This window comes from Bradyrhizobium sp. 41S5, from assembly GCF_011516665.3.
In the GTDB taxonomy this organism is placed as follows: Bacteria; Pseudomonadota; Alphaproteobacteria; order Rhizobiales; family Xanthobacteraceae; genus Bradyrhizobium; species Bradyrhizobium quebecense.
On record NZ_CP083721.1, the window covers coordinates 7,621,099 to 7,645,940 of the forward strand.

At 60.0% G+C, this 24,842-nt stretch carries 16 protein-coding genes and 2 pseudogenes; 6 read left to right on the top strand and 12 right to left on the bottom strand.

What is annotated here, in order from left to right:
- The first annotated feature begins 123 nt into the window (after window positions 1-123).
- On the top strand, window positions 124-324 hold the full coding sequence (locus tag HAP47_RS36565; protein ID WP_173643853.1) for a hypothetical protein: 201 nt from the start codon (window positions 124-126) through the stop codon (window positions 322-324).
- A gap of 96 nt (window positions 325-420) precedes the next feature.
- The gene (locus tag HAP47_RS36570) at window positions 421-1,197 is read left to right on the top strand and encodes a c-type cytochrome (protein WP_231168632.1); all 777 of its coding nucleotides are present in this window, start codon (window positions 421-423) and stop codon (window positions 1,195-1,197) included.
- 35 nt (window positions 1,198-1,232) lie between these two features.
- On the opposite strand, the pseudogene HAP47_RS36575 reads toward HAP47_RS36570, so the two are convergent.
- The 11 genes and pseudogenes from HAP47_RS36575 to HAP47_RS36625 all read right to left on the bottom strand — a co-directional run.
- A pseudogene (locus tag HAP47_RS36575) lies at window positions 1,233-1,753 on the bottom strand (SphA family protein); the annotation flags it as partial.
- Window positions 1,754-2,704: 951 nt separating this feature from the next.
- A pseudogene (locus HAP47_RS36580) lies at window positions 2,705-3,712 on the bottom strand (HAD family hydrolase); the annotation flags it as partial.
- Window positions 3,713-3,877: 165 nt separating this feature from the next.
- Complete coding sequence (locus HAP47_RS36585; protein ID WP_173643851.1) at window positions 3,878-5,491, bottom strand: acetolactate synthase large subunit; 1,614 nt, start codon at window positions 5,489-5,491, stop codon at window positions 3,878-3,880.
- Window positions 5,492-5,790: 299 nt separating this feature from the next.
- Entirely contained in the window at window positions 5,791-7,398 is a 1,608-nt protein-coding gene (locus tag HAP47_RS36590) for an acetolactate synthase large subunit (RefSeq protein WP_173643850.1), read from the bottom strand.
- 83 nt (window positions 7,399-7,481) lie between these two features.
- Window positions 7,482-9,104 (bottom strand): arylsulfatase, encoded by a 1,623-nt coding sequence (locus tag HAP47_RS36595; protein ID WP_173643849.1) that lies wholly within the window; start codon window positions 9,102-9,104, stop codon window positions 7,482-7,484.
- Window positions 9,105-9,808: 704 nt separating this feature from the next.
- Entirely contained in the window at window positions 9,809-11,419 is a 1,611-nt protein-coding gene (locus HAP47_RS36600) for a sigma-54-dependent Fis family transcriptional regulator (RefSeq protein ID WP_173643848.1), read from the bottom strand.
- 533 nt (window positions 11,420-11,952) lie between these two features.
- The gene (locus HAP47_RS36605; protein ID WP_231168634.1) at window positions 11,953-12,954 is read right to left on the bottom strand and encodes an alpha/beta hydrolase; all 1,002 of its coding nucleotides are present in this window, start codon (window positions 12,952-12,954) and stop codon (window positions 11,953-11,955) included.
- Between the two features lie 98 nt (window positions 12,955-13,052).
- Window positions 13,053-13,580, bottom strand: a complete 528-nt coding sequence (locus HAP47_RS36610) for a cysteine rich repeat-containing protein (RefSeq protein WP_173643847.1) — start codon at window positions 13,578-13,580, stop codon at window positions 13,053-13,055.
- Entirely contained in the window at window positions 13,577-14,059 is a 483-nt protein-coding gene (locus HAP47_RS36615; protein ID WP_173643846.1) for a DUF992 domain-containing protein, read from the bottom strand. The genes HAP47_RS36610 and HAP47_RS36615 overlap by 4 nt, the downstream gene beginning before the upstream one ends.
- Window positions 14,060-14,181: 122 nt before the next feature.
- Window positions 14,182-14,514, bottom strand: coding sequence for an HdeA/HdeB family chaperone (locus HAP47_RS36620; protein ID WP_173643845.1), 333 nt, complete (start codon window positions 14,512-14,514; stop codon window positions 14,182-14,184).
- Window positions 14,515-14,617: 103 nt separating this feature from the next.
- Window positions 14,618-14,953, bottom strand: a complete 336-nt coding sequence (locus HAP47_RS36625; protein WP_231169034.1) for a putative quinol monooxygenase — start codon at window positions 14,951-14,953, stop codon at window positions 14,618-14,620.
- 436 nt (window positions 14,954-15,389) lie between these two features.
- On the opposite strand from HAP47_RS36625, the gene HAP47_RS36630 reads away from it, so the two are divergent.
- Window positions 15,390-17,063 (top strand): adenylate/guanylate cyclase domain-containing protein, encoded by a 1,674-nt coding sequence (locus HAP47_RS36630; protein ID WP_173643960.1) that lies wholly within the window; start codon window positions 15,390-15,392, stop codon window positions 17,061-17,063.
- A 562-nt stretch (window positions 17,064-17,625) separates the two neighbouring features.
- A complete protein-coding gene (locus tag HAP47_RS36635) occupies window positions 17,626-19,782 on the top strand; it encodes a tetratricopeptide repeat protein (RefSeq protein ID WP_173643959.1) in 2,157 nt (718 codons plus the stop codon).
- A gap of 71 nt (window positions 19,783-19,853) precedes the next feature.
- Here HAP47_RS36635 and HAP47_RS36640 read toward each other — a convergent pair whose 3' ends face one another.
- A complete protein-coding gene (locus HAP47_RS36640; protein WP_173643843.1) occupies window positions 19,854-20,222 on the bottom strand; it encodes a hypothetical protein in 369 nt (122 codons plus the stop codon).
- A 242-nt stretch (window positions 20,223-20,464) separates the two neighbouring features.
- On the opposite strand from HAP47_RS36640, the gene HAP47_RS36645 reads away from it, so the two are divergent.
- Complete coding sequence (locus tag HAP47_RS36645; protein ID WP_173643958.1) at window positions 20,465-23,101, top strand: arylsulfatase; 2,637 nt, start codon at window positions 20,465-20,467, stop codon at window positions 23,099-23,101.
- 533 nt (window positions 23,102-23,634) lie between these two features.
- Window positions 23,635-24,834: an OpgC domain-containing protein gene (locus HAP47_RS36650; protein ID WP_173643842.1), complete on the top strand. Its 1,200-nt coding sequence runs from the start codon at window positions 23,635-23,637 to the stop codon at window positions 24,832-24,834.
- Window positions 24,835-24,842: the final 8 nt, after the last annotated feature.

The window sequence follows — 24,842 nt, forward strand, 5'->3', positions numbered from 1 at the left end:
TGGACACGGATGGCTGATCTCCGGAGAACTCCTTAAGGAAGTCGCCTTAAGAGAACGCGCGAAGTTTTGGACGAGGCAGATTTCGTCTAGGAAAGGCCGACGGACAGGTCTTCGGAGGCGTAGATGAATCATTCGATTTGCAGTGCTGATCGCGCCACTCACCTCAAGATCGTGGTCGTGGCGCTGGCGGCCGCCATCTCGCTGGCTGCGCTCGCCATATCTTCGCACATCACAGCCGACGTTGCATCCGACAGGATCACCGCGGTCATCAAAGCGGGGAAGCCGGTAGCGATGACCCTTACAGATATGACGGTCATGCGCTGATCCGAGGATGGTCGCGCAGATCCGCGGCAGACCATGTGTTTCGCCAAACCGTGCGCCGCAACCCAGTTTTGACCGACGCCTTGATTGAGATCAACGTTGACAGGCGATTGGACCCCCATTCTCACCATCATGACCGAGAAACCGGGCAAGATCCTGCGAACGCTGCTATTGGCCACGATCCTTGCAACGTTTTCGTTGCCGAGCGAGGCGGCGCCGCCTGATGTTGCGCCAGCCGGAAGCCAGCCTTCCGCGTTATCAGACCTTATGATCAGACTTCAATTCCAGCACATCAAGCTGTGGTTTGCAGGCCGCCTCAACAACTGGAGCCTTGCGACCTACGAGGCTCAACAGATCGACGCCAGCCTCAAAAACACGAGCAAGCCATCGCCCGGCGGCGCGGACGCCAATCGTGCCATCGAAAAACTGCAGGTGGTCCGCGAAGCGATACAATCGATGGACGTGTCCGCATTCACCAAGGCCTATTCGGCCCTCACGAACGAATGCAACGGCTGCCACCGCGCCAATGGTTACGCTTCGATCACCATCCAGGTCCCCGTCAACTCGCCATTTCCCGACCAACTGTTCACGGATCAGTTGGCCGACGGACGCGCGCTCGCCAATGCCTCCTGCGGCGGTTGTCACGTTATCTCGGATGGGGCGAAAGACACACCGGCGTCTGGCTTCCCTGCCCCGCGCTTCGTGGAAATCAGCAAGCGGGCATCGTTTTCCGCCGATGGTCTTCGACAATATCTCATGTCAGGACATCGCAGGCTGGGACCGGATCAGGCCATGCCAAATCCGAGACTTGCGGACTACCAGATCGAGGCGATCGTTGCGTACTTTGAGGCTTTACGTGCCGGCGGATCGCGCTAAGGCAAGTGCTCCCTTTTACGGGCAATCATGAACGGCTATTTCCGCACCATATGATTTGTCGGCGTTACCGTGCTGGCCGGCGGAGCTTCAGAGATAGCAAACGTCAGCCAGGTGTTCCAGCCGGACGGCCGGTTGGCGGCATCGAACTCGCCATACCCCTTCAGGCCCAGGAAGGCCTGATTGTTTCCGATCGGGAAGATATATCCAATCTGGGGACCGACGCCCAACACGCGCGAGCGAAATCCGCCGAGAGCGGGGATCTGCCCGGAGTCGTCGGTGATCTGCTGATAGGCGTAGCCGACGAAGACCTGCTTCGACAAGAACTGCGACACGCCCAATCGAAGTGAAAATCGACGCCGCTCTGATATTGGGTCGTAGGGTTCTTGCAGTTGTAAGTGAAGCCGCCGACGCCCGAGAATTCGACGCCTGACGCGGGGTTCAGATAGGTATATCCGCCGCCGAAATCGATCGCACCATGACCAATCCCGACATTGGCCAACCGGCCCGCATCGTAGTCGCCGACTGGAATGTCGCCAGCGGCATAGACCATGTAGTTGAAACATCAGGGGAGAGCGCGAGAACGGCGCTCGCAGCAGCGAAGCCAAACGCGCAAAGTATCTGTACGTTTCGTGTCATCGCAAGCCCCCCAAACCATTTGTGATAACTCGCCGGCGTTCGACATCCGCCTTTCCAAGGCAACCTCCTGCCGGCACAACTCTCGCACTCATCCCACCTTGATTGCCGTAAGTACGCCGGTCATCGACCGGGATGATCGGCAACTCGCCGGCTTCGTGACAGCAGGTTCCGAAGGTCATTCATGATCGCCTGTCCCTCCTGGGTCTCCCGACCTGAATCAGCCTTAAGGCCCCGGGCTCCATTCCTTGAGCTGCTTCGCCGCCGTGCCGTACGGGCCCAGTTGATAGACAGCTACTCCAGCAGGCGAGAACGTGAACGGCGTAAAGGGCTCGGCAAGCAACTTGTCCAGATCGGCGAGCGGGGCGGTGCCTGTGGAGACGTGCGGATTGAATTTCTCGCCTGCAGCGTCTTTCGCGAAGGTCGACACGTAGTCGATCATCATCGTGTCCATCGCGGGATTCTCGTGTCCGGCGGTGAACGCGCCGATCGGGCCGGTTGCCGCAGTGAATGGCGCCACGGCGGCAATGATGTCGGCCTGCAGCTTGAGCAATTCGGCAGTAGGCCTGGCGACAATGCCGGCCACGCCGAGTTCGCCGGCCGGGAGATAATAGCGCTTGGTAGCTTCCAGCTTCATGGCTTTCACGTTGGTGCCCGCGACCACTTTGCCAACCGCGGCATAGGCCTTGTCGAGGTCCGCGGTGTGCACAAAGCACTGCAGCATCGTGATGTGCGGGCTGTGGCTCGCATCGAGAGCAAAGCCTTTCGGGTAGACCTTCAGCAGGCTCGCGTTGTCAGCTGCGGAATGCCGGAGCATCGTCGCGTCCGGCTCGAGTAAGATGTCGATCGCGGTGACCGAGTTCTGCATGCCCGGGAACACCTGTTTCCAGTCGTCCTTCATGCTGACAACGGTCCAACCGTTCTTCTTTGAAAGCTCGTCTAGCGCGGGTGTGAAGAACCCGTATTTGACGTCAGGCAATCCGCGTGCCGGACCGTAGGCAAATTCGCGCGATGCGTCGTCGTGCAGCACGAGCAGCCCGAACGAAGCTCCCCTGCTGCCCTGCGTGTATTCGAGCATCTGCTGGTCGCCGACCGAGTTGCCGAATGCGGCAATCGGTCGGCGACCGACATGCTGATTGATCCCGACGGGCTTGTCGGCCTTGTCGTCGTTGAAGTTCAGTTCGGGCAGACGCACCAGAACCGCCTTGCCGTCGCGCAATTCAAACTTTGTCTTCATGCTGCTGCCGATAATCTGCTCCGGCGGAATTCCGTAGGCCTCTTCGGCCCACGGACGCATGAACTCGATGCCGCCACCCGAGACGATAAAATTCTTGAAGCCGTTTGCGCGCAAATATGCGAGCACCTCGAGCATCGGCTGGTAGGTCATGTCGAGGAAGCGTCTGCCGGTCTGCGGATGCCTTGCAGTGGCGATCCAGTCCGTCACCATCCGCGCAAACTCATCCGTGGTCATGCCGGTATGCGTGGCCACGAAAAGCTCCATGAGGCCGTGGTCGCCGCCTTCCAGCGCGGTCTTCAGATCGTCCCTCAACAGCGATGCAAACGGCTCCTTGTCCTTCCACTCCGGATGTTGCGGCGCAAGCGCCTTTACTCGATCCGCCACAAAGTAAAATTGAACCGGAACCGGTTGCTCACTCCAGAGCGTGCCATCGTTGTCGAAGGTGGCGATGCGTTCCGGCACCGGAACGAAATCCGGCGAGTTGGGGTTGGTGACCTTCTCGACAAAGGAAATGATCGATTGCTTCGCCGGGCCGTCATTCCACGATGGCAAGGGGTCGGCGGCCTGGCAAGGGACCGTACCGAACACCAATGTGCCGACGAGCGCGACGGCAACCAGGATCCGCGGAAGCGTGAGCTTGATCATGTGACGATTCCTTCAAGCCTGGCAAAAATTTGCGGATGCTTGCTTGGCCGCTGCATTCCCCGTTCCAGGTGTCTTTGATATCAGGGCTTGAACTCGGCGCGTTTCATCGCAGTGGCGCTGTGCAAGCCGGCCGCTCGCGCTGCCGGCTCGTCGCTTTGTCATGGCTTACGGCACCCGCGCCTTATGGACAGCATCGATCATCGGCTTGAGGTTCTCGACAATTTGCGCTTCGATCAGGTGCGGCCCCTTTGTCTGCATCGCCACTTCGAATTGCCGGTGGAACTCCTCCGCCGTCGTGGCCTGCGTTGCCGTTACGCCGTGGCCTTCAGCAATCTTGACCCAGTTGAGCGTCGGGTCGTCGAGGTGCATCAGCGCCTCCATCTTCGCGTTGGCGTCACCCTCGCGAACTCGAGCCAGTTCTATTTCGAGGATCGCGTAGTCGTCGTTCTTGAGCATGACGACCGTCACATCCGCCTTCTCCCTTGCCATGGACCAGAGCGCCTGCTCCGTATACATCCCGCACCCGTCGCCCTGCATCACGACAGTCTTCCGGTCGGGGCACGCAACTGATGCACCCAACGCCAAGGGGAGTCCGTTGCCAATGGCGCCGCCGTTCGTGGCAATCAGCAGGTCGTGAGCTCGAGCACCTTCCGTCTGGTCGCAGATTGGGCCCCCGTTCGTCGCGCCTTCGTCCACGAGGATCGCGTCCTTGGGCATCAGTGCGGTTAGTGTCTGCGCAATCGTCTTCGCGCTCAAAACGCCGGTCGGCGGCGCGGCTTCGGAACGTACCCGGCGCGCGACAGGGCGTGATGGGGTCCCGACCGCCTTGGCGAGTTCGCCGAGCGCAGCCAGCAGGTCGTGATCGACGGTTGCCAGCGTGGTCACCGCGCAGCTTTCGGGCACCTTGAAGACCGACTTGCCCTTGTAGGCAAAGGTCGTCACCGGGAAAAGCGCGCCTACGAGAATGAGTTGAGCATACGACTGCAGCTGCGGCACTGACTGCTCGGGGAGATAGCCGAGCAGATCGACCGCGACACGACCCTCACCGCGTGCGAATCGCGGTGCGAAGGTCTCGGCAAACAAGGTGGCGCCTGTCGCCGCTGCGATGCGGCCCGCCAGTTCCAATCCTTCGCCGTAGAGTGTGTGGCTGCCCAGCAGGATGCCTGTCTTCTTGCCGTTGGTCAGCAGCGCAACGACATCCTGAATGCATTGCGGCGACACCTTCGGTGTCTCGATCGGCGCGCACGGCATCGGCGGCGCGACCGCCGGATCCCAGCTGCAGTTGGTGGGGGCCACCACGGTGCAAATCTTGCCCGCGCCGAGGCGGGAATAGCGAGCAGCCTCAGCCCCGAGCACCGCGAGATCGCTGGCATTCTTGGCCTGGTGCGCCCAGTGTGAAACGACGCGGGCCAGATCGACGATATTGCCGTTGATGAACTCGTGCTCGGCGAAATTCGGTTGGTGATAGGTCGCGTTGGCACCCACAATGTTGACCATCGTCGTGTTCGCCCGACCCGCGTTGTGCAAATTCGCGAGCCCGTTGGCGAAGCCGCTGCCCACGTGGAGCAGGGTAAAGGCAGGCTTGCCCGCCATACGCGCGTAACCGTCGGCAGCGCCGGTCACCGTGTTCTCCTGGAGGCAGAGGACTGGTCGCACGTAGCCGGTGCGCCCCATCTCGTAGACGAGTTGCATCTCGGAGGTTCCGGGATTGGCGAAACAGGTATTCAGGCCCGCGTCGGTCAGCGCCTTGAATAGCGCCTGCGCTCCGTTCATAGCCATGGGCAACTCCTGACTGGTTACGGCCGCATTCGGTTCCTACAGGCACGACCGCCGTGTCTTGATTCAAGTCAATAAGCATTGGATGGATTGTCCGTTTAGGGTCAATCGCGTCGCTCCCCTTCAAGACCGCGCGGCCGTCGATGTCCCCTTCACCCCAGAAGCGATTGAATTGTTGCGAAGCAGCGAAATGACGCGACGGGCCAAACCCGGACATGACTGGTGTTTCGGCATCGCGCGCTGCGAGTTGCGGGGCCGCAACCGATTCCATGGACGCGGCCCCGCGTTGAACGATCTTCCGCCTAAGGCACCCTTGCTTTGTGAACGGCGTCGATTGCCGGTTGCAGGTTTTGGACAATTTTGGCTTCGATCAGCTTGGGACCCTTGGTGCTCATTGCGGCCGCGAATTGCCGATGGAATTCCTCGGCAGTCGTCGCCCGCGTGGCGGGCACCCCTTGGGCCTCGGCGAGCTTCACCCAGTCTAGTGAGGGATTGCTGAGGTGAAGCATCGACAGCATTTTTTCGTTGGGGTCGCCATCGCGAACCCTAGCCAATTCGATATTCAGAATCCCGTAGTTGTCGTTCTTCAGCACAACGACAGTGACATCGACGTTCTCACGCGCCATGGTCCAGAGCGACTGGGGTGTGTACATACCACTACCGTCGCCCTCTAGAACAATGGTCTTCCGATCCGGGCACGCCACTGCCGCGCCCAACGCAACAGGTAATCCAGCGCCTATGGCTCCGCCACAATCTGCGAAGAGATAGTCGTGCGCTAGGGCTCCTTCGGTTCCGAGATAGAGCGCTGCTTCCGTCGTCGCGCTATCGCTCACTAAGATCGCGTTCTGCGGTAGCAGCAGCCCCATGGTTTGTCCAATAGTCGCGTCCGTCAACGCACCTGAGGGAGGGGCGCGCTCTGATCGTACACGGCGTGTGGCGGGTTGCGACGGAGTGCCGACTGCCTTGGCAAGATCGGCCAGTGCAGAGAGGATGTCATGGTCGACAGTCGCGAACGCAGTCACCTCGCAGCTCGCGGGGACCTTAATGACCGGCTTGCCCTTGTAGGCGAAAGTGGTCACCGGAAAAAGCGCGCCTACTAGAATGAGTTGCTCATATTTTTGGAAGAATGGGATCGCGTCCTCGGGTAGATAGGGAATTTTCTCGACTGCAACCCGGCCTTCTCCCCTTGCCAAGCGTGACGGGGTGGTTTCTACCAACAAATCGGCTCCGCTTTTCGCGGCAATGCGTCCCGCCAATTCCAACCCATCGCCATACATCGCGTGACTGCCCAGCGCGATTGCGGTTTTCTTGCCGTTGGTGAGCAGCGCAACAACTTCCTGAATGGTCTGCGGCGAAACCTTGGGTGTCTCCAGCGGCGCGGCTGGTACTGGTGGGGCAACTGCCGGGTCCCAGTGGCAGTTTGTCGGGGCAACCACGGTGCAGATTTTGCCCGCCCCCATCCGGGAATAGCGTGCCGCCATCGCACCGAGCACCCCTAGATCGCTGGCTGACTTTGCTTCGTGCGCCCAATGCGAGACAACACGTGCTAAGTCAACGATCTTACCGCCGATGAACTCATGTTCGGCGAAGTTGGGCTGGTGGTACGTCGCATTGGCACCCACCACGTTGACCATCGTTGTGTTGGCGCGCCCCGCATTGTGAATATTTGCGATCCCATTAGCGAAGCCGCTGCCCACGTGCAGCAGAGTAAACGCGGGCCTACCCGCCATGCGCCCGTATCCGTCGGCCGCGCCTGTCACGACGTTCTCTTCGAGACAGAGAATGGGGCGGACGCCTTTGGTCTGCCCGATTTCATAGACGAGCTGCATCTCGGAGGTGCCGGGATTGGCGAAGCAGGTGTCGAGCCCCGCGTCGGTCAGTGCCTTGAATAGTGCCTGGGCTCCGTTCATAGCCTTGGTCCGCCTTCTGACTGCTTTACAGGTTTAGAGACAGTGGCAGGCCCTTTTGACAAAGGGCCTGCCGCAGGAGAGACTCAGTCCTTCCCTCCCGATTCTTTCAACTTTTGCATCACTTCATCCATATTGAAGCTGGCCGCCTTCTGCCGCTGCGGGTAGTCCTTGAAGGTCGCCAGGAACTGGCCGACATAGGCCTGTGCCGGAACCAGCTGGAAGGCGTGATCAATGAGCCAGTCGTAGTAGGTGTTCGAGGTGATATCCGCGCGCTCGTACGGATCGGTGCGAAGGTTGAAGATTTTCGGCAGCCGAAGATTGGTAAACGGCTCCGCCCAAATGCGCATCGTCCCCTGAACACGCTGTTCCATGAAAACGAGCTTCCAATTGTCGTAGCGCAGCCCGGTCAACTGCTGATCGTCGTTGATGTACAGGAAGGATTCCCGCGGGCTCTTTGGGGCCTGCCCCGTCACATATGGCACGAGGTTGTCGCCGTCGAGATGGACCTTATAGGTCATGTCGCCGACCTTGTAGCCCTTGGCGAGCTTGTCCTTGACTTCCGTGTCGCCGGCGACCGCCAGGAGGGTCGGCAACATATCAAGATGGGCTACGATGTCGTTGGACACCGTCCCCGGCTTGATCTTGCCCGGCCAGCGGAACATTGCGGGGACACGGTAAGCGCCTTCCCAGTTCGAGTTCTTCTCGTTGCGGAACGGCGTCATCGCGCCATCCGGCCAGGAGTTCATGTGCGGACCGTTGTCGGTCGAATACATGACGAAGGTGTTGTCCGCGATCTTCAGGTCATCCAGCGCCTTCAGGACCGTGCCGACATTCTTGTCGTGGTCGATCATGGCATCGTGGTACGGGCTCTGCCAACGCCCGGCCTGGCCGACGCTCTCCGGCTTGGTGTGGGTGCGGAAGTGCATGTGGGTGAAGTTTACCCAAACAAACACCGGCTTGCCGGCCGCGTTCTGCCGCTTGATGAAATCCACCGCCCGGTCGGCAGTGACATCGTCGATGGTCTCCATCCGCTTCTTGGTCAGCGGACCGGTGTCCTTGCAGACCTGCTTGCCGACCTTGCCGAAGCGCGGATCGATCGTGGGATCATCCTTGTCCGATGCCTTGCAGTCCATCACGCCGCGCGGGCCGAAATTGTTGCGGAAGTTCGGGAAGTCCTTCTCTTTCGGGTAGTCTGGCAGTTCGGGCTCTTCCTCGGCGTTCAGGTGATAGAGATTGCCGAAGAATTCGTCGAAGCCGTGCACGGTAGGCAAGAATTCGTTGCGGTCGCCGAGATGATTCTTGCCGAACTGTCCGGTCGCGTAGCCGAGGGGCTTGAGAAGTTCCGCGATCGTGGGATCCTCCTTCTGCAAGCCGAGCGTAGCGCCGGGCAGACCCACCTTGGTCATGCCGGTGCGCAGGCCCGACTGGCCGGTGATGAACGAGGCCCGGCCAGCGGTGCAACTCTGCTCCGCGTAAAAATCCGTGAACATCACGCCTTCGCTAGCGACCCGATCAATATTGGGTGTCTGATAGCCCATCATTCCGCGCGAATAAGCGCTCACATTCGATTGACCGATGTCGTCACCCCAAATGATGACGATGTTAGGTTTCGTCGGCGCCTGCGCCTGGGCCTGGGCCGGCGTTGCTTGCACCGAACCGGCCACAAGGCCAAGTGCCGCAAGCCATATCCATTTGAGCTTTGTCATGCTTCCTGCCTTCCGTGAGCTGCTCACACGAGCAAGCGACGACGCGTCTCGACGCCTGCTGCGTGCGCCAAGTCAATTGCCTACGCCGTCAGCGACATCATCTCGCAAGAAGCGGGCCAGTGTGCGCGGCCCAGCCCACGAAACAAAGCTGCCGCGAGATCAGCGGTTTATCGGACCGCTCAGGCCACCGCTGCGGTTACCACCGTCAAGATCCATCCGATATATCGGACGTCCTCCGAAATTTCGGAGGACATCACGTCCTCATTGCCCCCTGGAGCGCTTACGCTTTTTGCCAGTCTCACGATGATCTTGCTGCAAGAAGGCCGGCATCCGGCCGTAGGTTGCGATGTCACTCCTCGTCGTTCGTAAGCAGCAGAGTCTGTCACATCCGGACTGGCAATCGATGAGAGACGAGGAGCCGACAAGCGGGCGATCAAATGCAATAGCCTGCGCGAATGACGCGAAGTGGGCCCTGCAATTCATACGCTGGCTCAACCGTGTGCTGTTTCAGGAGTCATTGCAAGGCGGGCGCGCACGAGGTCGATATGGCTCCGCCAGCGTGTATAACTTGCTCGCATCGACCGGCATTGGCGGATGGCTCGCACCCTCCGGCGCGAACAGCAGCCGCTCCCGCCAATCGCGCCCTGATCGCCACCGGCAAAGACACGGCGGGACCTATCGAAGGCCCTCCGAAATATCGTAAGCTACCGTGCCTGCACGATCCCGAGCTTCTTCATGCGGGATTCAAGCGTCGTCGGCTTGATGCCAAGTTGTTCGGCCGCGCCATTGGCGCCGCGGATGCGCCAGCCGCTCCGCTCCAGCGCACGAACGATGTGCGCGCGTTCGGCCTGGTCGAGCGTGCCGTCCATCGCCTTGCCGGGGTCCAGTTGAACTGGCTTGTGGCCAAGCTTGACGTGCAGCACTGGTCCCTGCGCGAGAATCATCGCGCGCTCGATGACGTTGCGAAGCTCGCGGATGTTGCCGGGCCAGGAATACGCGATCAGCGTGCTCATTGACTCCGCCGATATCTTCTCGATCTGCTTGCCCATCGCGTTGCTGAACTCCCTGACGAAGGTCCACGACAACAGCGGTATGTCCTCGGCGCGTTCGCGCAGCGGCGGCAGTTCGATCGGGAATACGTCCAGCCGATAGAACAGATCCTCGCGAAACCGGCCCTCTCGAACCGCCTGCGCGAGATCCCGGTTGGTTGCTGCGATGATGCGCACGTCGACCCTGATGGTCCGCGCGCTGCCCAATCTTTCGAATTCTCCCTGCTGCAGCACGCGCAGAAGCTTCGGTTGCAGCTCGAGCGGCAGCTCACCGATTTCGTCGAGGAAGATGGTCGAGCCGTCGGCGATTTCGAAACGACCGGCCTGCCGCGCGAGCGCCCCGGTAAAAGCCCCCTTTTCCCGGCCGAACAGCTCCGATTCGATCAAGGCAGCAGGAAGCGCCGCGCAGTTGACCTTGACCATGGACCGGTCCTTCCGGCCGCTTGCGTCATGTATGGCCTGCGCCAGGACTTCCTTGCCGCTGCCGGTTTCACCAAGCAAAAGCACCGTCGTGTTCGTTCCTGCGACTTGCCCGACTTCCTCGATCACGGCCTGAAAGCGCGGCGAGCGGCTGGTCAGTCCATGCGGCAGCTTTTCCTGCACGACGTGCCGGAGATAGGCGTTCTCCTGCTCGAGGCGGTCCTTGAGGGATTTTACTTCGGCGAGGGCCGCCCTGAGATTTTCGTCCGCGTGCTTTCGCTCATACGCCTGAGCAATAATTTCTCCGATCAGTCTGATCCGGGCGATCAGATCGACAGGCCAGCGGCGCGTCTCGCGGAAGGCCGCAAACGCAATCATTCCGAACAGTCGTCCATTGACCCGAAGCGGAATGCTTGCGTGCGATTGGAGATTGATGCTCCGGACATACGCGGCTTCGGCGATCGCCTCGGCTGGCAGATCATTGGGCAAGGATTGAATGACGACCATCTCGCCAGCGAGCATCTTGCGGTGATACCATGACAGTTCCAGCGGTAGTTTTCCTAGCGGCTGCGGATCTACGCCCGCAATTGCGCTCGAGGACAGAACGTTGATTGATCCGTCTTCCAGGAAGATGCCAAAGGTCCCTCGATCGAAGCCGAGAAACTCCCGAATTCGGGAGAGCGCCCTTTCAATCTCACGCTCGATTTGCTCGCCTGCAAGATTGGCAAACTGCGAGGAGAGATCGACAAGCAGGCGTTCGAATGCAAGACGTTCATCCGCCGATGCATCTATCCCTGCCCTCTCCTTGTGGGGCTCGATAACAGGCACCGCGTGCGTCGTTGACACTCTTTCCCACCCCGATCAGGGACGAACTGAAACATCGGCAATCTGCAATTCGAAGGCTTGACGCTTGCGCGCTACTGCCGACGGTTGTGAGCCAAGCTCAACCCGCTGGCTGGCTCCGCCCAGATCACAATAGCAGTTCGCGCTTCGACCTGTTGATCCACGTCAACAAATCGTCCGCGCCGGCCTCCCCTTCGCGCTCGGGACAAAACCAGATTGTTCAATTGGATGAAGGCCCCGGTGGCTCAGGAAACCTACGGCGTACCGTGTTATTGCGGAATAGCCGGCCGTCTCAGCCGCCGCCACCTCGACGCGCGTCAATGCGTACGATGGACCAAAGCCGCTTGCGGCCAATACAAAAACGTCCCCGCCAGTAGGGGGATACTGGGCGGGGCACTTGCACCGAGCTGATGGGTCCGGCGGCGCCCAATGAAATCGAAACTTGGAATTGAGTATCTACATATTCAGCCCGCGCTGCTTGATCCAGATCAACTCTGCTGAGAATCCCTTTTTCGGAGGCCGTTCGTTCGTGTTGATCAGTCAACGCCCCGATCCATACTCATCGACTTGGTATCCGTCATCGGCTGACCATCCTGCAGACGTTGCTTGATCATTCCGACAACGGACGTCACATCCGAAAATGCCCGGTCGTGCGCGTCGTCTCCGGCTCTCTTGAGAGTCGTCAGGTCAAAGACCTCGATCTGATCCTGCGCCAACTCGGTCCGATAAGGGTCTTGCTCAGGATTGACCTCGCCGAGTCGCGTCACTCCACCCCAAATTGTCTTCGACAAGGCAAGTGCGCCGTCATCCTGAGACACAAACAGCGCAAATCGCGGCCGCTTTGTCCCCATCCTGCGGATCTGGGTACGAAATACGTCAACGTCGACGTCGGGCGCGACCAGCATGACATTTTTGAGCTTATCGACGAAGCGACCGGGACGGATGTAACGCGACCGCAGCGCTTCCAGCGCGACCCAGTTTCCCATCGAGTGCGCAAGTATATTGATTTCGCTCACGTTCGGATTGCGGTCCAGACTGTCGATGAGTTCCTCAAGAGCATCGCGAGAATAATTCGCACTCTCGCGGTCATAGGTGTATGCGCGCAGCTTAAGCTCGCCTCGCGATGGCCACGTGAACAGCACGGGAATGCCCGGCGCCCTGGAGTCGTGGACGATCTGGGCAAATCGGTAAACCGCATCGTCGAACTTGTTGTTGAATCCGTGGACGAAAATGAGCGCTTTGCCGGGCCGGCGTTGCTTCGCTTCGGCAGTAATCGCGTTCATAAACGCCGGCTTGTCAATATAGTCGGCCGACAAAGTCACGAAGTCGCGGTGTGGATCGCCTGGAATTGAGGACGGCCATTGTATCTGGCCGATCTCGCGGACGGAGTCGGGCGGTATCGATACGGTGATCGCCGCGTACGAGACCGCGTCACCGCGATTTCCGCTGAACATCTCTCCCTTGTCGACCGCGGAGCGTTGGCGGGTCGTTGCTACAAGCACGGGAACGCGGGACGTTCCGGCGACCGTGTCAGCCACCGGCACAAGCACGCCCTGCGTTGGGCGGCTGCTGCAGCCACATAATGCCAGCGAAAAGAACGCCGCCGTGTACGCAATGACTAGCCTGGATCGGGTCACTATCGCGCTGCCAATGCCTCGACCTTTTGAATCGCCTCTGCACAATCCTTCGAGGCTGTTGATTTGTTCGCGATCAGGCACGCGGCGACTCGCCCCTGGCCCGGCACGATCTTTCCGCAGACGCCGGTGATCTCGGCCCTGCAGGCGTTGACCCCGTCTCTCAGGACGTCCGACGCCGCTTGCGCTCTCTCGGCCGTCTCACCGAGTTCGTACGCGCATTTCGCGCTGATCTTGTCCTCGTGGGCCTGCATGCAATAAATCATGCGCCCCTCGCCCGGCGTAACGTCGCGGCAATATTTCCTGATGTCGGCGGCGCAGGCGTTCTCGAGCTTTGCCACCGTCGCGGTCAACTGATCGACAATCGCCTTTCCGATGGTGGTCTGCGCTGATGCGGAGCCCGGCGATAGAGCGATCAGCAGTGCAATGGCTCCGAGCCCGGCGAGTGAACGCGCTATGATATTCATGATCGTCCTTTGATGACCTGCTCTGTCCTTGAACGTCGATAATGCGTCGCGTCGCGGGCTCATTGCGCCAGCGCAAGTGTTAGTCCCGAGATTCCGAGAGACAGGTTGACCCCAACCGATCCCTCGACCGAGAGCGGCTGCAGCGCGATCGTACGGTTGGACCCGCCGAACAGCGCGTTGGCGCCGACGCCGACGCCGACACCGACGGCCCCGCTCGCGCCGACATACTTGCCGGCGAGCTTGCCGCGCATCGGGCCTGCATTGGGTGCGACGACACCCCACGCCATGACGCCGCCTGCGGTGACACCGAGGTCGAGACCAATCGAGTTCATGACACCGACATAGGCTTCAGGCGGATAAGGTCCGTTGGGAGTAAAACGGCAGGCCATTCTCTGCCTCGATCCTATGATCAGACCGATTGAAGGCGCCAACTTGCAATTCAATACGCCAGCAGTCGTGCCTTGCGGAGCCTCGGCCGCGGCCGGCGCAATCCACGCCATGACGAGAGCGCCGAGCAGCGGCGCGATCCGATATCTGAACATGTCTACCTACCTCGAGTCGTTTCCGTGTGCACCGTCACCTAGTGTTGACGGCAAGTGCGCTCGCTGGCCTCACTATGGGACAGCGCAGCGTAACCAGCACAATTGTTGCGATCGATTAGAGTTCATTGGTTCTTTTCTTCCTTCAGTATGACATCGATCGCTTGAATCACCTTTTTGCCCGGATTCGCCTTGCAGTAGACGATCACATTGTGAATTCCTGCCTTCGTACGCGGCACGTTGATCGCGTGCTTTTTTGCCAGGCCGTTGTACCAGCCGCTATACCAGACACCCAGAAAGTCAGCGTCTTCCTGATATGTGCCCGCCAGCTGCGCGCATGTGAGCTGCTGGACATCAATGTAGCCGTTTGGATCTGCATAATTCTTCAACTCGACTTGAGCTTCGGCCGCTGGGAAGGCGCCAAAGAGCGCAACTGCTGCAATGAGTGAACGCCGCATGAAAGTTCCTTTCCTTGGTCTTATGGGCGCGAGTCCCCGCTTGAGGCAGGACCGTCCAGGTCTCTCTCCAGTTCGCTCAAGACTTGAGTCTTCGAGGCTGCGATCATCGAACTCGACTGTCCGCGGCAGAACGGTGAAGTCCCAATACATCGACGCCCTCCTCCCGCTCGACCGTATCAATGCGAACGACCGGTGGCTCGCCGGACAGTTCGATCGCTCCGACAATCGCATTCAGCTTCGATGCATCGAGATTTCGCTCGAATTGCTCGCGCAACTCCCATTCCTCGACAAGAACGAGGGCTTTGCGCCTATCAAGATCGGCAAAGAGACGCACGGAGCGACAGCCGGGCGCCACCCGCGTCGGTTCGAGGACCGATCCGAGCGTGCGCAGCAATGCGGTCCGCACCCGGTCCGGCGCCATGATCTCCAGCGAAAACACAATCAAGGGCTGCTTCTTTCAGTCGCATCCGGGCATCGGTGATCCTCACGTCGTGGGTTCGCAAGAAGCGGGCCAACACGTCCGAATTACGTGCTTGGTCGAAAACACGCTTTGAATCAGAGTAATGCAGGACAGCGCTTCTCGCTTTGCAGGCTACTTCGATGCCCATGCTCCGAAATGTCGGAGTCTCTCCGAAATCTCGGAGTCAATTGGCACGGGCGGAGATGATCTGCCGGCGCACCGTTTGACGCACGTCAACCGGAAGGAAACCGTCTCGGTCGATGATTTGCCCTGCGCACGGACAGCAGACGCATGGGGAGGGCGCGCTATTTCCAATACACTCACACTTCAGCAGATCAAGACGTTTCCAGGATCGATCATCAAGCAGTCGATCAGGCGGCGCATCGTTGCCATTGCCGTCGGACTGATAGTCCTTATGGTCGCGACATCCGTTCTCTCGATGGTGATGGTCGGGCGCGTCGGCCATCTGCTGGACGAACTGACCGAGAGATACATCCCTGCCAACACTCATCTGACACGGATCAACATCCTGTCGTTCGAGCGGGCGCTCGCGCTGCGTCGCATGGTGATCGCGAAGATGCAGGATCCGCCTGACGAACTGGGATACAAGGCACGCAAACAGTTTTACGAGGCAAGGGACGCGGATATCGACAAAGAAGCTGACGCCGCACGCAAGCTCATCAGCGCCGTGATCGACGACAGCAGTACCCCCTCTGACAATACCGCTCTGGCGCGCATCGACAGCCGTATTGAAAGCCTCGTGGGCGAGTTCCGTCGTCTTTTGAGGCAGGAGTCGGGAGACCTGCTCGCTGCGCTCGATGCAAGGGATTTTTCAGCGGCCCGGCGCAGCATTGGCAGGACCGACACAATGCGCGACGAATACAACGAGAAGGTAGAGGCCATTCGCGCCGATATGCTCAAGGTGAGCTATGGCGCAATCGCGACGATCCGGTCGGAGCAGACCCGGGCCGTGCAGACCTCGGCGATCGTGACCGCGCTTACCGCAATCATCGGACTGATCTTTGCCAACCTGGTCAGCGGCGGCATCATTCGCTCGGTCAGAAAACTGCTCGACGGTACGCGGGCAGTCGAGGCAGGCCACCTCGAGCAATCCATCGATGTGCGGACGACCGACGAAATCGGGCAACTGGCGGCGGCGTTCAATCGGATGGTCGGGCAACTGCGTACCAACCAGCGTGTCAGGGAGACCTTTGGAAAGTACGTCGATCCCCGCGTCGTGGAGGGACTGATCGAGCGGCCCAACCTGACAGCGGCAGAGGGCCAGCGCAGGGTCATGACGGTGCTGTTCTGCGATCTGAGGGGGTTCACGAGCCTCAGCGAGGGAATGACCCCGCAAGGTCTGGTCAAGGTCATGAACCGCTACCTCTCGATCATGTCCGAACCGATCCGGACCAACCGGGGGATCATCGACAAGTATATCGGCGACGGCATCATGGCTTATTGGGGCCCTCCGTTCGTTGACGAAGCGGACCACGCGCGCTTCGCGTGTCTTGCCGCCATTGAAATGATCGATTGTATCGCGACCCTGCGCCGTGAAATCCCCGAACTGCTGGGCGTCCGCGGCACCCCGATGGAAACGTGCGATCTGAGGATCGGTGTCGCGACCGGCGACGCGCTGGTCGGCAGCATCGGTTCCGAAGTCATGATGAGCTATACCGTCATGGGAGATGTCGTGAATCTTGCCTCGCGGCTCGAGGGCGCCAACAAGGCGTACGGCACCCGCAATCTCGTCTCTGAGAGAACAATTGCCGCGGCGGCCGCCGACGTCGAGGTCCGGGAGATCGATCGGGTCGTGGTTGCGGGTCACACCCGTTTCGAGGTCGTTTTTGAACTCCTTGGATCGAAGGGTACGCTCAAGCCACAACAACTCGCGTTGCGCAACAGCTATCTGGACGGGCTCGCGGCCTACCGCGAACAGCGATGGGATGATGCTGTCGCACAATTCAGTGCCGCGCTCGAGGCAATGCCTGGCGACGGACCGTCGATCACCATGATCAAACGCATCAAAGACCTCAAGGCAAGCCCGCCGGCCCAGGACTGGGATGGCTCGTGGCACATCGAGAAATAACCACGCCTTTCAAGCCAGTTTCCCCTGTTGTCTCAGTCTGCGGACATGTCTAGCGCGAACAGGCTGGTTGATCCCTTGCTGCTCTTCATCGTCGGCTGGTCATCCAAGCTTGCCAACTGGCACATCCCCGGCTCGTCGGGCTGCTTCTTCTCGTTATCGGCAGACTTGCGCTTCGCAGAGCATCGGCCAATGATACTTGATCGTGACGCCGCGATCTTAACCGCTGAGGGTATGATTGGCACGCAAGCGACCCAGGCCCGACACCAACAAGGGAACGCGAAAGGCCCCCGCCGGAGAAGGGTCGCAGGCCACGGCGTTGCCAGGCTCTGCTGACGCACCATCGAAGGCAGCCCGTTCCTCGAAGCGCAGAGTCTCGATAACGATCGCGGTCGCGTTGACGATCCTCCTCGTGTCCGGTCTGGCGTTTCATCTGCTGAAAGCCGGCGGACAAGTCTCGACTGCGCAGGTCTATTCCGCCGCAACCTTCGTCGGCAGCGAAACCTGCGCAGGCTGCCATCAGACCGAAGCCAGGCTCTGGAACGTCTCGCAGCACAAAATTGCGATGCAGCATGCCACCGACAAGACGGTGCTCGGCAACTTCAACGATGCCAGCTTCGACCATTACGGCGTGCACTCCCGCTTCTTCCGTAAGGACGGAAAATTTCTGGTCGAGACCGATGGGCCTGATGGCGAACCAGCCGTCTTCGAGGTGAAATATACCTTCGGCGTCGATCCGTTGCAGCAATATCTGGTGGAGTTCCCCGATGGCCGCATCCAGGCGCTCTCGATCGCCTGGGACAGCCGCCCACAAGAGAAAGGCGGCCAGCGCTGGTTTCACATTTATCCCAATGAGGAGATCAAACACGACGATGTCCTGCACTGGACCAAGCTGAACCAGAACTGGAATTTCATGTGCGCGGAGTGCCACTCCACGGGCGTGCGCAAGAATTACGACGCCAAGGCCGATCACTTCGCCACAAGCTGGGCGGAGATCAGCGTCGGCTGTGAGGCCTGCCACGGCCAGGGATCGCGTCACGCCGCCTGGGCGCGCGAACAACAAAGCTGGTGGCCGTTCGGCAAGCGCGAGGATCCGAGCAAGGGTTTACTCGCACTGCTCGATGAGCGTCGCGGTGTTACCTGGCCGATCGATCCGCAAACCGGGATCGGCAAGCGGAGCGTCGCGCCGGCCACCATACGCAAGGAGGTCGAGACCTGCGGACTGTGTCATGCACGGCGCGCCTCCTTCCACGAGGACTGGATGCCCGGCCAGTGGCTTTCGCAGACCCATGTGGTCGAGCCGCTCACGCGCAATACGTATCATCCGGATGGCCAGATCCGCGACGTCGAGGAACCGTATAACTATGCGCCGTTCAAACAGGGCAAGATGTTTGCCGCAGGCGTGACCTGCAGCGATTGTCACGAGCCGCACAGCGCAAAGCTTCGTGCACCCGGCGAAGGCGTCTGCCTGCAATGTCACACGCCGGAGAAATACGCTGACGTTAAGCATCGCCACCATAGTGGCATCGAACCTCAGCCCACCTGCATCTCCTGCCACATGCAGACCCGCACCTACATGGTCGTCGATCCGCGCCATGACCATACCTTCCGCGTCCCGCGTCCCGATATCTCGCTCACGCTTGGTACGCCCAACGCATGCAATGATTGTCATCGCGACAAGCCGGCCCAGTGGGCCGCCTCGGCCGTCGAGCGGTGGTTCGGCCCCAAACGAGAGGGCTTCCAGACATTTGGGCCTGCCTTCCACGCCGCGCGCACCGACCAGGCCGATGCAGCAGCCCTTCTCGGCATCATTGCCGCGGACAAAAATGCACCAGTGGTCGCGCGCGCCAGCGCGCTGAGCGAACTGGCCCCATGGGTCTCGCCTGCAAATGTCAATCTCGCCCGGAGCGGGCTCTCCGATCCCGACCCCATGGTGCGGATCGGAGCCCTCGACATGCTGGCAAACGTACCAGCGTCCCAGATCTGGCCATTGGTGTCTCCCCTTCTGGCTGATCCCGTGCGCGGCGTCCGGATCAGGGCAGTCGCGCTGCTTGCCAACGTTCCTGTCGCGAGACAGCCGCAAGGCGATCGTGCGCACTTCGATCTGGCGGCAGCCGACTTTGTCGCCGCGCAACGCGCCAACGCCGAGAGGCCCGAGGCGCGGACCACGCTCGCGAACTTCCTGGCGCAGCGCGGACAGCCGGCCGAGGCTGAGGCCGAATACAAGGCTGCGTTACGGCTTAGCCCGCTGTACACGACCGCCGCTGTCAACCTTGTCGACCTCTATCGGCAACTCGGCAGGGACAAGGACGGTGAAACCGTGCTGCGCACAGCGATCGCTGTGGCTCCGCGTGACGCCGCAGTTCACCACGCGCTCGGGTTGACCCTGACACGGCTGAAGCGCACCGACGAAGCCCTCGCCGCATTTCAGATGGCTACCGAGCTGGAGCCGGCCAGCCCGCAATATGCCTATGTCTATGCCGTCGCACTTCATTCGGGCGGTCGCGCCGGGGAAGCCATGACGGTTCTGACCGAGGCCCTGAAAAGCCATCCCAACGATCGCAGCATCCTTTCCGCGCTCGTTGCATTCAACCGTACGGACGGCAATGCCGCGGCCGCGCTGACCTATGCGCAACGCCTTGCCGTCATCACACCGGGCGATCCGAGGTTGACGAAGCTTATTGACGAGCTTCGGGAAGCGGCCAAGCGCCCGGCCCGATGACCATCTCGGTTGATTACGAATCCCAGATCATGCATGAGGGCTGGGCTGGGACGTCGCAGCCGGGACTGGAGTTAATTGTTGCGGCTCTTGCTGGCACCTTTGAGCTTGGGCCCGGAAGAAGGCGATTTCACCCAATCTGCCATCTGCATGCAGATGAGCAAGTCGACGTAACTGTCGTTTCCGCCCGCCGTAGCCTCGCCTTCGCATCTGTTTCTCAGCTCGGTGGAATTCGCAAGCCAGAAAGTGGTGAGTTGCTGCTGCGCGGCGCTCTCGTCGCGCATGCAATCGTCAAAGCTCTGGGCCAGGTCCAGCCCCATCGCCTTGTCGGTTGCTACCGTGGCCTTGCACGTCGCTTCGACGTTGAGTTGCGGCACGCGATCACCGACGGGGGTCACGAATTGACTTCCAATCATTGCCATCGATAGCAGCGCGATCTTCATTGGGAAGCTCCTTGTGAACGGCCCGTTGCGAATTTGCACTTCGACGAGAAGCGGCCTGTGGCGAGATGATCAACGTTTGGGATTTGAAAGCCGCGATCACCGACAAACATTGATATGGATCAATCGCGAGCCGCCGCGACAGGTGATCATTTTACTTTATGGCGCGGAATGAGTTTGCGCGCCTCGTGTTGCCCGACATCAAGCAGCTTCAGTTTGGACCTTTTGGGATCAGGGAGTTCGCCATGAAAGCGTACTGGTCAGCGTTGATTGTCTCAAGCGCGGCTTTGCTGGCTTCGGCTTCGGCTCAGCAGGTCAACGGTACCTTGGGCTCGCCAGGTGCGACGACGACCATCACCGGCCAGCAGCTCCCGCCACCCGATCCGAAATTCGGAGGCGTAATCAAGGACGGCGCGCTGCAATCCAAGCCTTGGTGGCCGCCACGCGTCGCGCCACCCCGAGGCGCGCCGAACGTGTTGTTGATCATCACCGACGATGCGGGCTTTGGCGTACCGTCCACCTTTGGCGGCGTCATTCCCACGCCGACAATGGATCGCATCGCCAACAGCGGCTTGCGCTACAACCGCGTTTTCTCCACCGCGCTATGCTCGCCGACGCGAGCAGCGCTGATCACCGGGCGCAACCACCATTCGGCCGGCTTTGGCGTCGTCTCGGAACAGGCGACCGGCTTTCCCGGGTACAACAGCATCATAGCCAAGGACAAGGCCACGATCGGGCGTATCCTGCTCGACAATGGCTACTCGACCTCGTGGTTCGGCAAGGACCACAACACGCCGGCCTTCGCGGCGAGCCAGGTCGGACCGTTCGATCAGTGGCCGATCGGGATGGGCTTCGAGTATTTCTATGGGTTCGTCGGCGGTGACGCCAATCAGTGGGAGCCGAACCTCTTCCGCAACACAACGCAGATCTACCCGTTCCTGGGCAAGGAGCCGGGGACCTGGAATCTCGTCACGGCGATGGCCGACGATGCTATCGACTGGATGACGCGGGTGCACCAGACCGACCCGAGCAAGCCAGTCCTCATCAAATACGCGCCAGGCGCCACGCATGCACCGCATCATCCGACGAAGGAGTGGGTGGACAAGATCAGCAAGCTGCACTTGTTCGACGAAGGCTGGAACAAGGTGCGCGATCGGATCTTCGAGAACCAGAAGCGCCTCGGCGTGATCCCGATGGACACCAAGCTGTCGCCTTGGCCAAAGGATATCCTGAAGGAGTGGGATCAACTGACAGCAGACGAAAAGAAGCTCTATATCCGCCAGGCCGAGGTCTTTGCCGCCTTCGCCGCCTATAGCGACCATGAGATCGGGCGCGTAATCCAGGCCTTCGAGGACTTGGGCAAGCTTGACAACACGCTGATCATCTACATCAACGGCGACAACGGCACGAGTGCCGAAGGCGGCCCGCTTGGCACGCCGAACGAGGTGGCTTTCTTCAACGGCGTGTCGGTGCCCGTCGATGTCCAATTGGCCAAGTATTACGACGTGTGGGGAACCGAGCAGACCTACAATCACATGTCGGCCGGCTGGTCGTGGGCTTTCGATGCGCCGTTCTCCTGGTTCAAGCAGAATGCGTCGCAGCTTGGCGGCACCAACCAGAACATGGTCGTGTCATGGCCGGCACGCATCAAGGACAAGGGCGGCCTGCGCGAGCAGTTCATTCACGTGATCGACGTGGTGCCCACGATCCTCGAAGCCGCAGGCATCCGCGCACCGGAGATGGTGGACGGTATCAAGCAGGCACCGATCGAGGGCACAAGTTTCGCCTACACCTTCGACAAGGCAAACGCCAAAGTGCCGACGCGGCACAAGACGCAATACTTCGAGATGATGGGCCAGTGGGCGCTGTATAATGAGGGCTGGTTCCTCAGTACCAAGGTCAATCGCGCGCCTTGGGAGGCTTTCGGACCGGCCAACCCCGATCCGCTGAACAACCAGGTGCTTCAGCTCTATAATCTGACCCAGGATTTCAGCCAAACCGAGGATCTTGCGGCGAAGAATCCGCAGAAGGTTAAAGAGCTGAAGGAGATGTTCGTCGCCGAGGCCAGGAAGTACCACGTCTTCCCGATGGACGCGTCGGTTGCTGCACGGGTGATCGCGCCGCGCCCGAACATCACCGCTGGCCGCTCAGAGTTCGTCTATACGCGACCAATGACCGGCCTCCCGCAGGGCGACTCTCCCCTGCTGCTGGATGCCTCATACACAATCACCGCCGACATCGAGGTACCGGCGGACGGCGCGGAGGGCATGATCCTGACGTCAGGAGGACGCTTTGCCGGCTACGGATTCTATCTGCTGAAAAACAAACCCGTGTTCCTGTGGAATCTGCTCGACCTCCAGCGGATCAAGTGGGAAGGGACCGAAGCGCTTTCGCCTGGCCGGCATACGGTCGAGTTCGACTTCAAGTACGAAGGCACCGGTGTCGGGACGCTTGCTTACAACAGCTTCAGCGGTCTCGCCCAGCCCGGCACGGGTACGTTGTCGGTCGACGGCAAGCAGGTTGATACGAAGCGGATGCCGAAAACACTGCCGATGATTCTGCAATGGGACGAGAGCTTCGATATCGGCTCGGATACGCTGACCGGCGTCAATGACGCCGACTACAAGCCGCCATTCCCGCTGACCGCCAAGCTTATCAAGCTGACGGTCAAAGTTGATCGTCCGCAGTTGTCGCCCGACGATATCAAGAAACTGCAAGCAGCGATGCAGGCAGCGAGCGACGGACCGGTTGGAGAGGATCTCGATTTGGTCCAAAAGATCGAGATGCGGATCGACCAGAGAGAAGATTGCCGCAAGCAGGCAGACGTGAAAGGGCTTGGTCCCATCGAACGCATCGGATTCGTGCGCAACTGTATGAAGTAATGACCATGCGGTGAGGTATGAACGGAGGGGCTCCTCTCAAGGGGGCCCCGCCAAATGGCCCACGCTACATATTTCTGCACCGGCAAGATTTCGACAATAGCGATTAAACTGCAGGACGACACGGAGAAGGCCATTGCAAGGACGCAAGGCGGCGCTGTGTTGAAGAAGGGACCGGGGGACTATCGGACTGAGCAGAGCGTCCCAACGTCGGCCCCCGACTAGAGGGCTGCTTCGCCAGCGCCGCCGGCCCCCGCCCGCCGCTGCGTCGCAGCGATCTCATGGTAGTTCTGGTGAACCGATTTCGCGATGTACGCACTCTATTATTGGACACCGACGTTGAGGCATGCGAGCCTCCCGTCGGCCTCCGACATTTCGGAGAAGCTACGACAATTCGTAGTCGCTTGCTGCTGCCAGCGATCCGCATCTGTCTTTAACATGATGATATTGCGACTATTTTCTCGATGTCGCGGAGCCGCCTCAGCGTTGGCCTGCTTCTTGCGAACAATACCCAACACGACGAATTGGAGCCGCTAATGCCCAACCAGGACACAGCCTCTCTCTCGCACCGTGTGGAGCGCGATCTGCGGCTCGATCTGTTCCGCGGGATCGGGCTGTGGATGATCTTCCTCGATCACATTCCGGATGACGTCGTCGCTTGGTTGACGCTCAAGAATTACGGCTTCAGCGATGCTGCCGAGTTCTTCGTGTTCATTTCCGGCTATCTCGCCGGCTTCATCTACGGTCCGATTATACGCGCCGGAAATTTTATCGCTGCCACCAAGCGACTGCTGACACGCGTTTGGCAGATGTACATCGCCCACATCATGTTGTTTTTGCTCTTCACAGCGCAGATTTCCCGCACGGTCCGAAGATTCGACAACCCGATGTACACGGATGAATTCAATGTTCACGCTTTTCTCGAGCATCCCGATATCCTGATCGGGCAGGCACTCACACTGCGCTACAAGCCGGTCGATCTTGACGTGCTGCCGCTTTACATATCGCTGATCGCCATTTGTCCGCTGGTTCTGTGGTGCTTGGTGCGCCGCCCGAACTGGACACTGCTCGGCTCGATCCTCGTGTACATCGGAGCACGAGTGTTCGATTGGAATCTCGCATCCTATCCGCCCGGGACGCACTGGTACTTCAATCCGTTCGCCTGGCAATTGCTGTTCTTCTTTGCGGCATGGTGTGGCGTTGGAGGCGTCGCCAAGCTGCAGGGACTGATCCGCTCCCGCGTGGCGCAGGCAGCTGCGGTCGCGTGGATGGCGTTTGCTCTGCTGATCGTGATGAGCTGGCACAGCTCATTCCTAGAATCGCTGATTCCGAAGTGGTTGGTCAAGGTGCTCTATCCGATCGACAAGACCGATCTCGATATGCTGCGTCTCACGCATTTCCTTGCCTTGGCCCTGTTGGTCGTCCGATATTTTCCACGCAAATCGGAGATACTCGCATCGAAATGGCTGCGCCCGATAATCCTGTGCGGTCAGCATTCGCTCCCGATTTTCTGCTTCGGCGTATTCCTGTCCTTTGCCGCGCATTGGATTCTGGTTCAGCACGCCCAGGGTGGCGCGCGCGCGCTATGGATGCAACTGCTCGTCAGCGTCGGCGGCATACTGATCATGATCGGGATCGCATGGCTTCTGGATCGGGCGCAGAAGGTCCCCGACCTGTTCGTCGAAGTCACCGAATTAGATGAAAGCAGACCGGCGATCGAAGCCGGTAAAGCGTGATTTCGTGC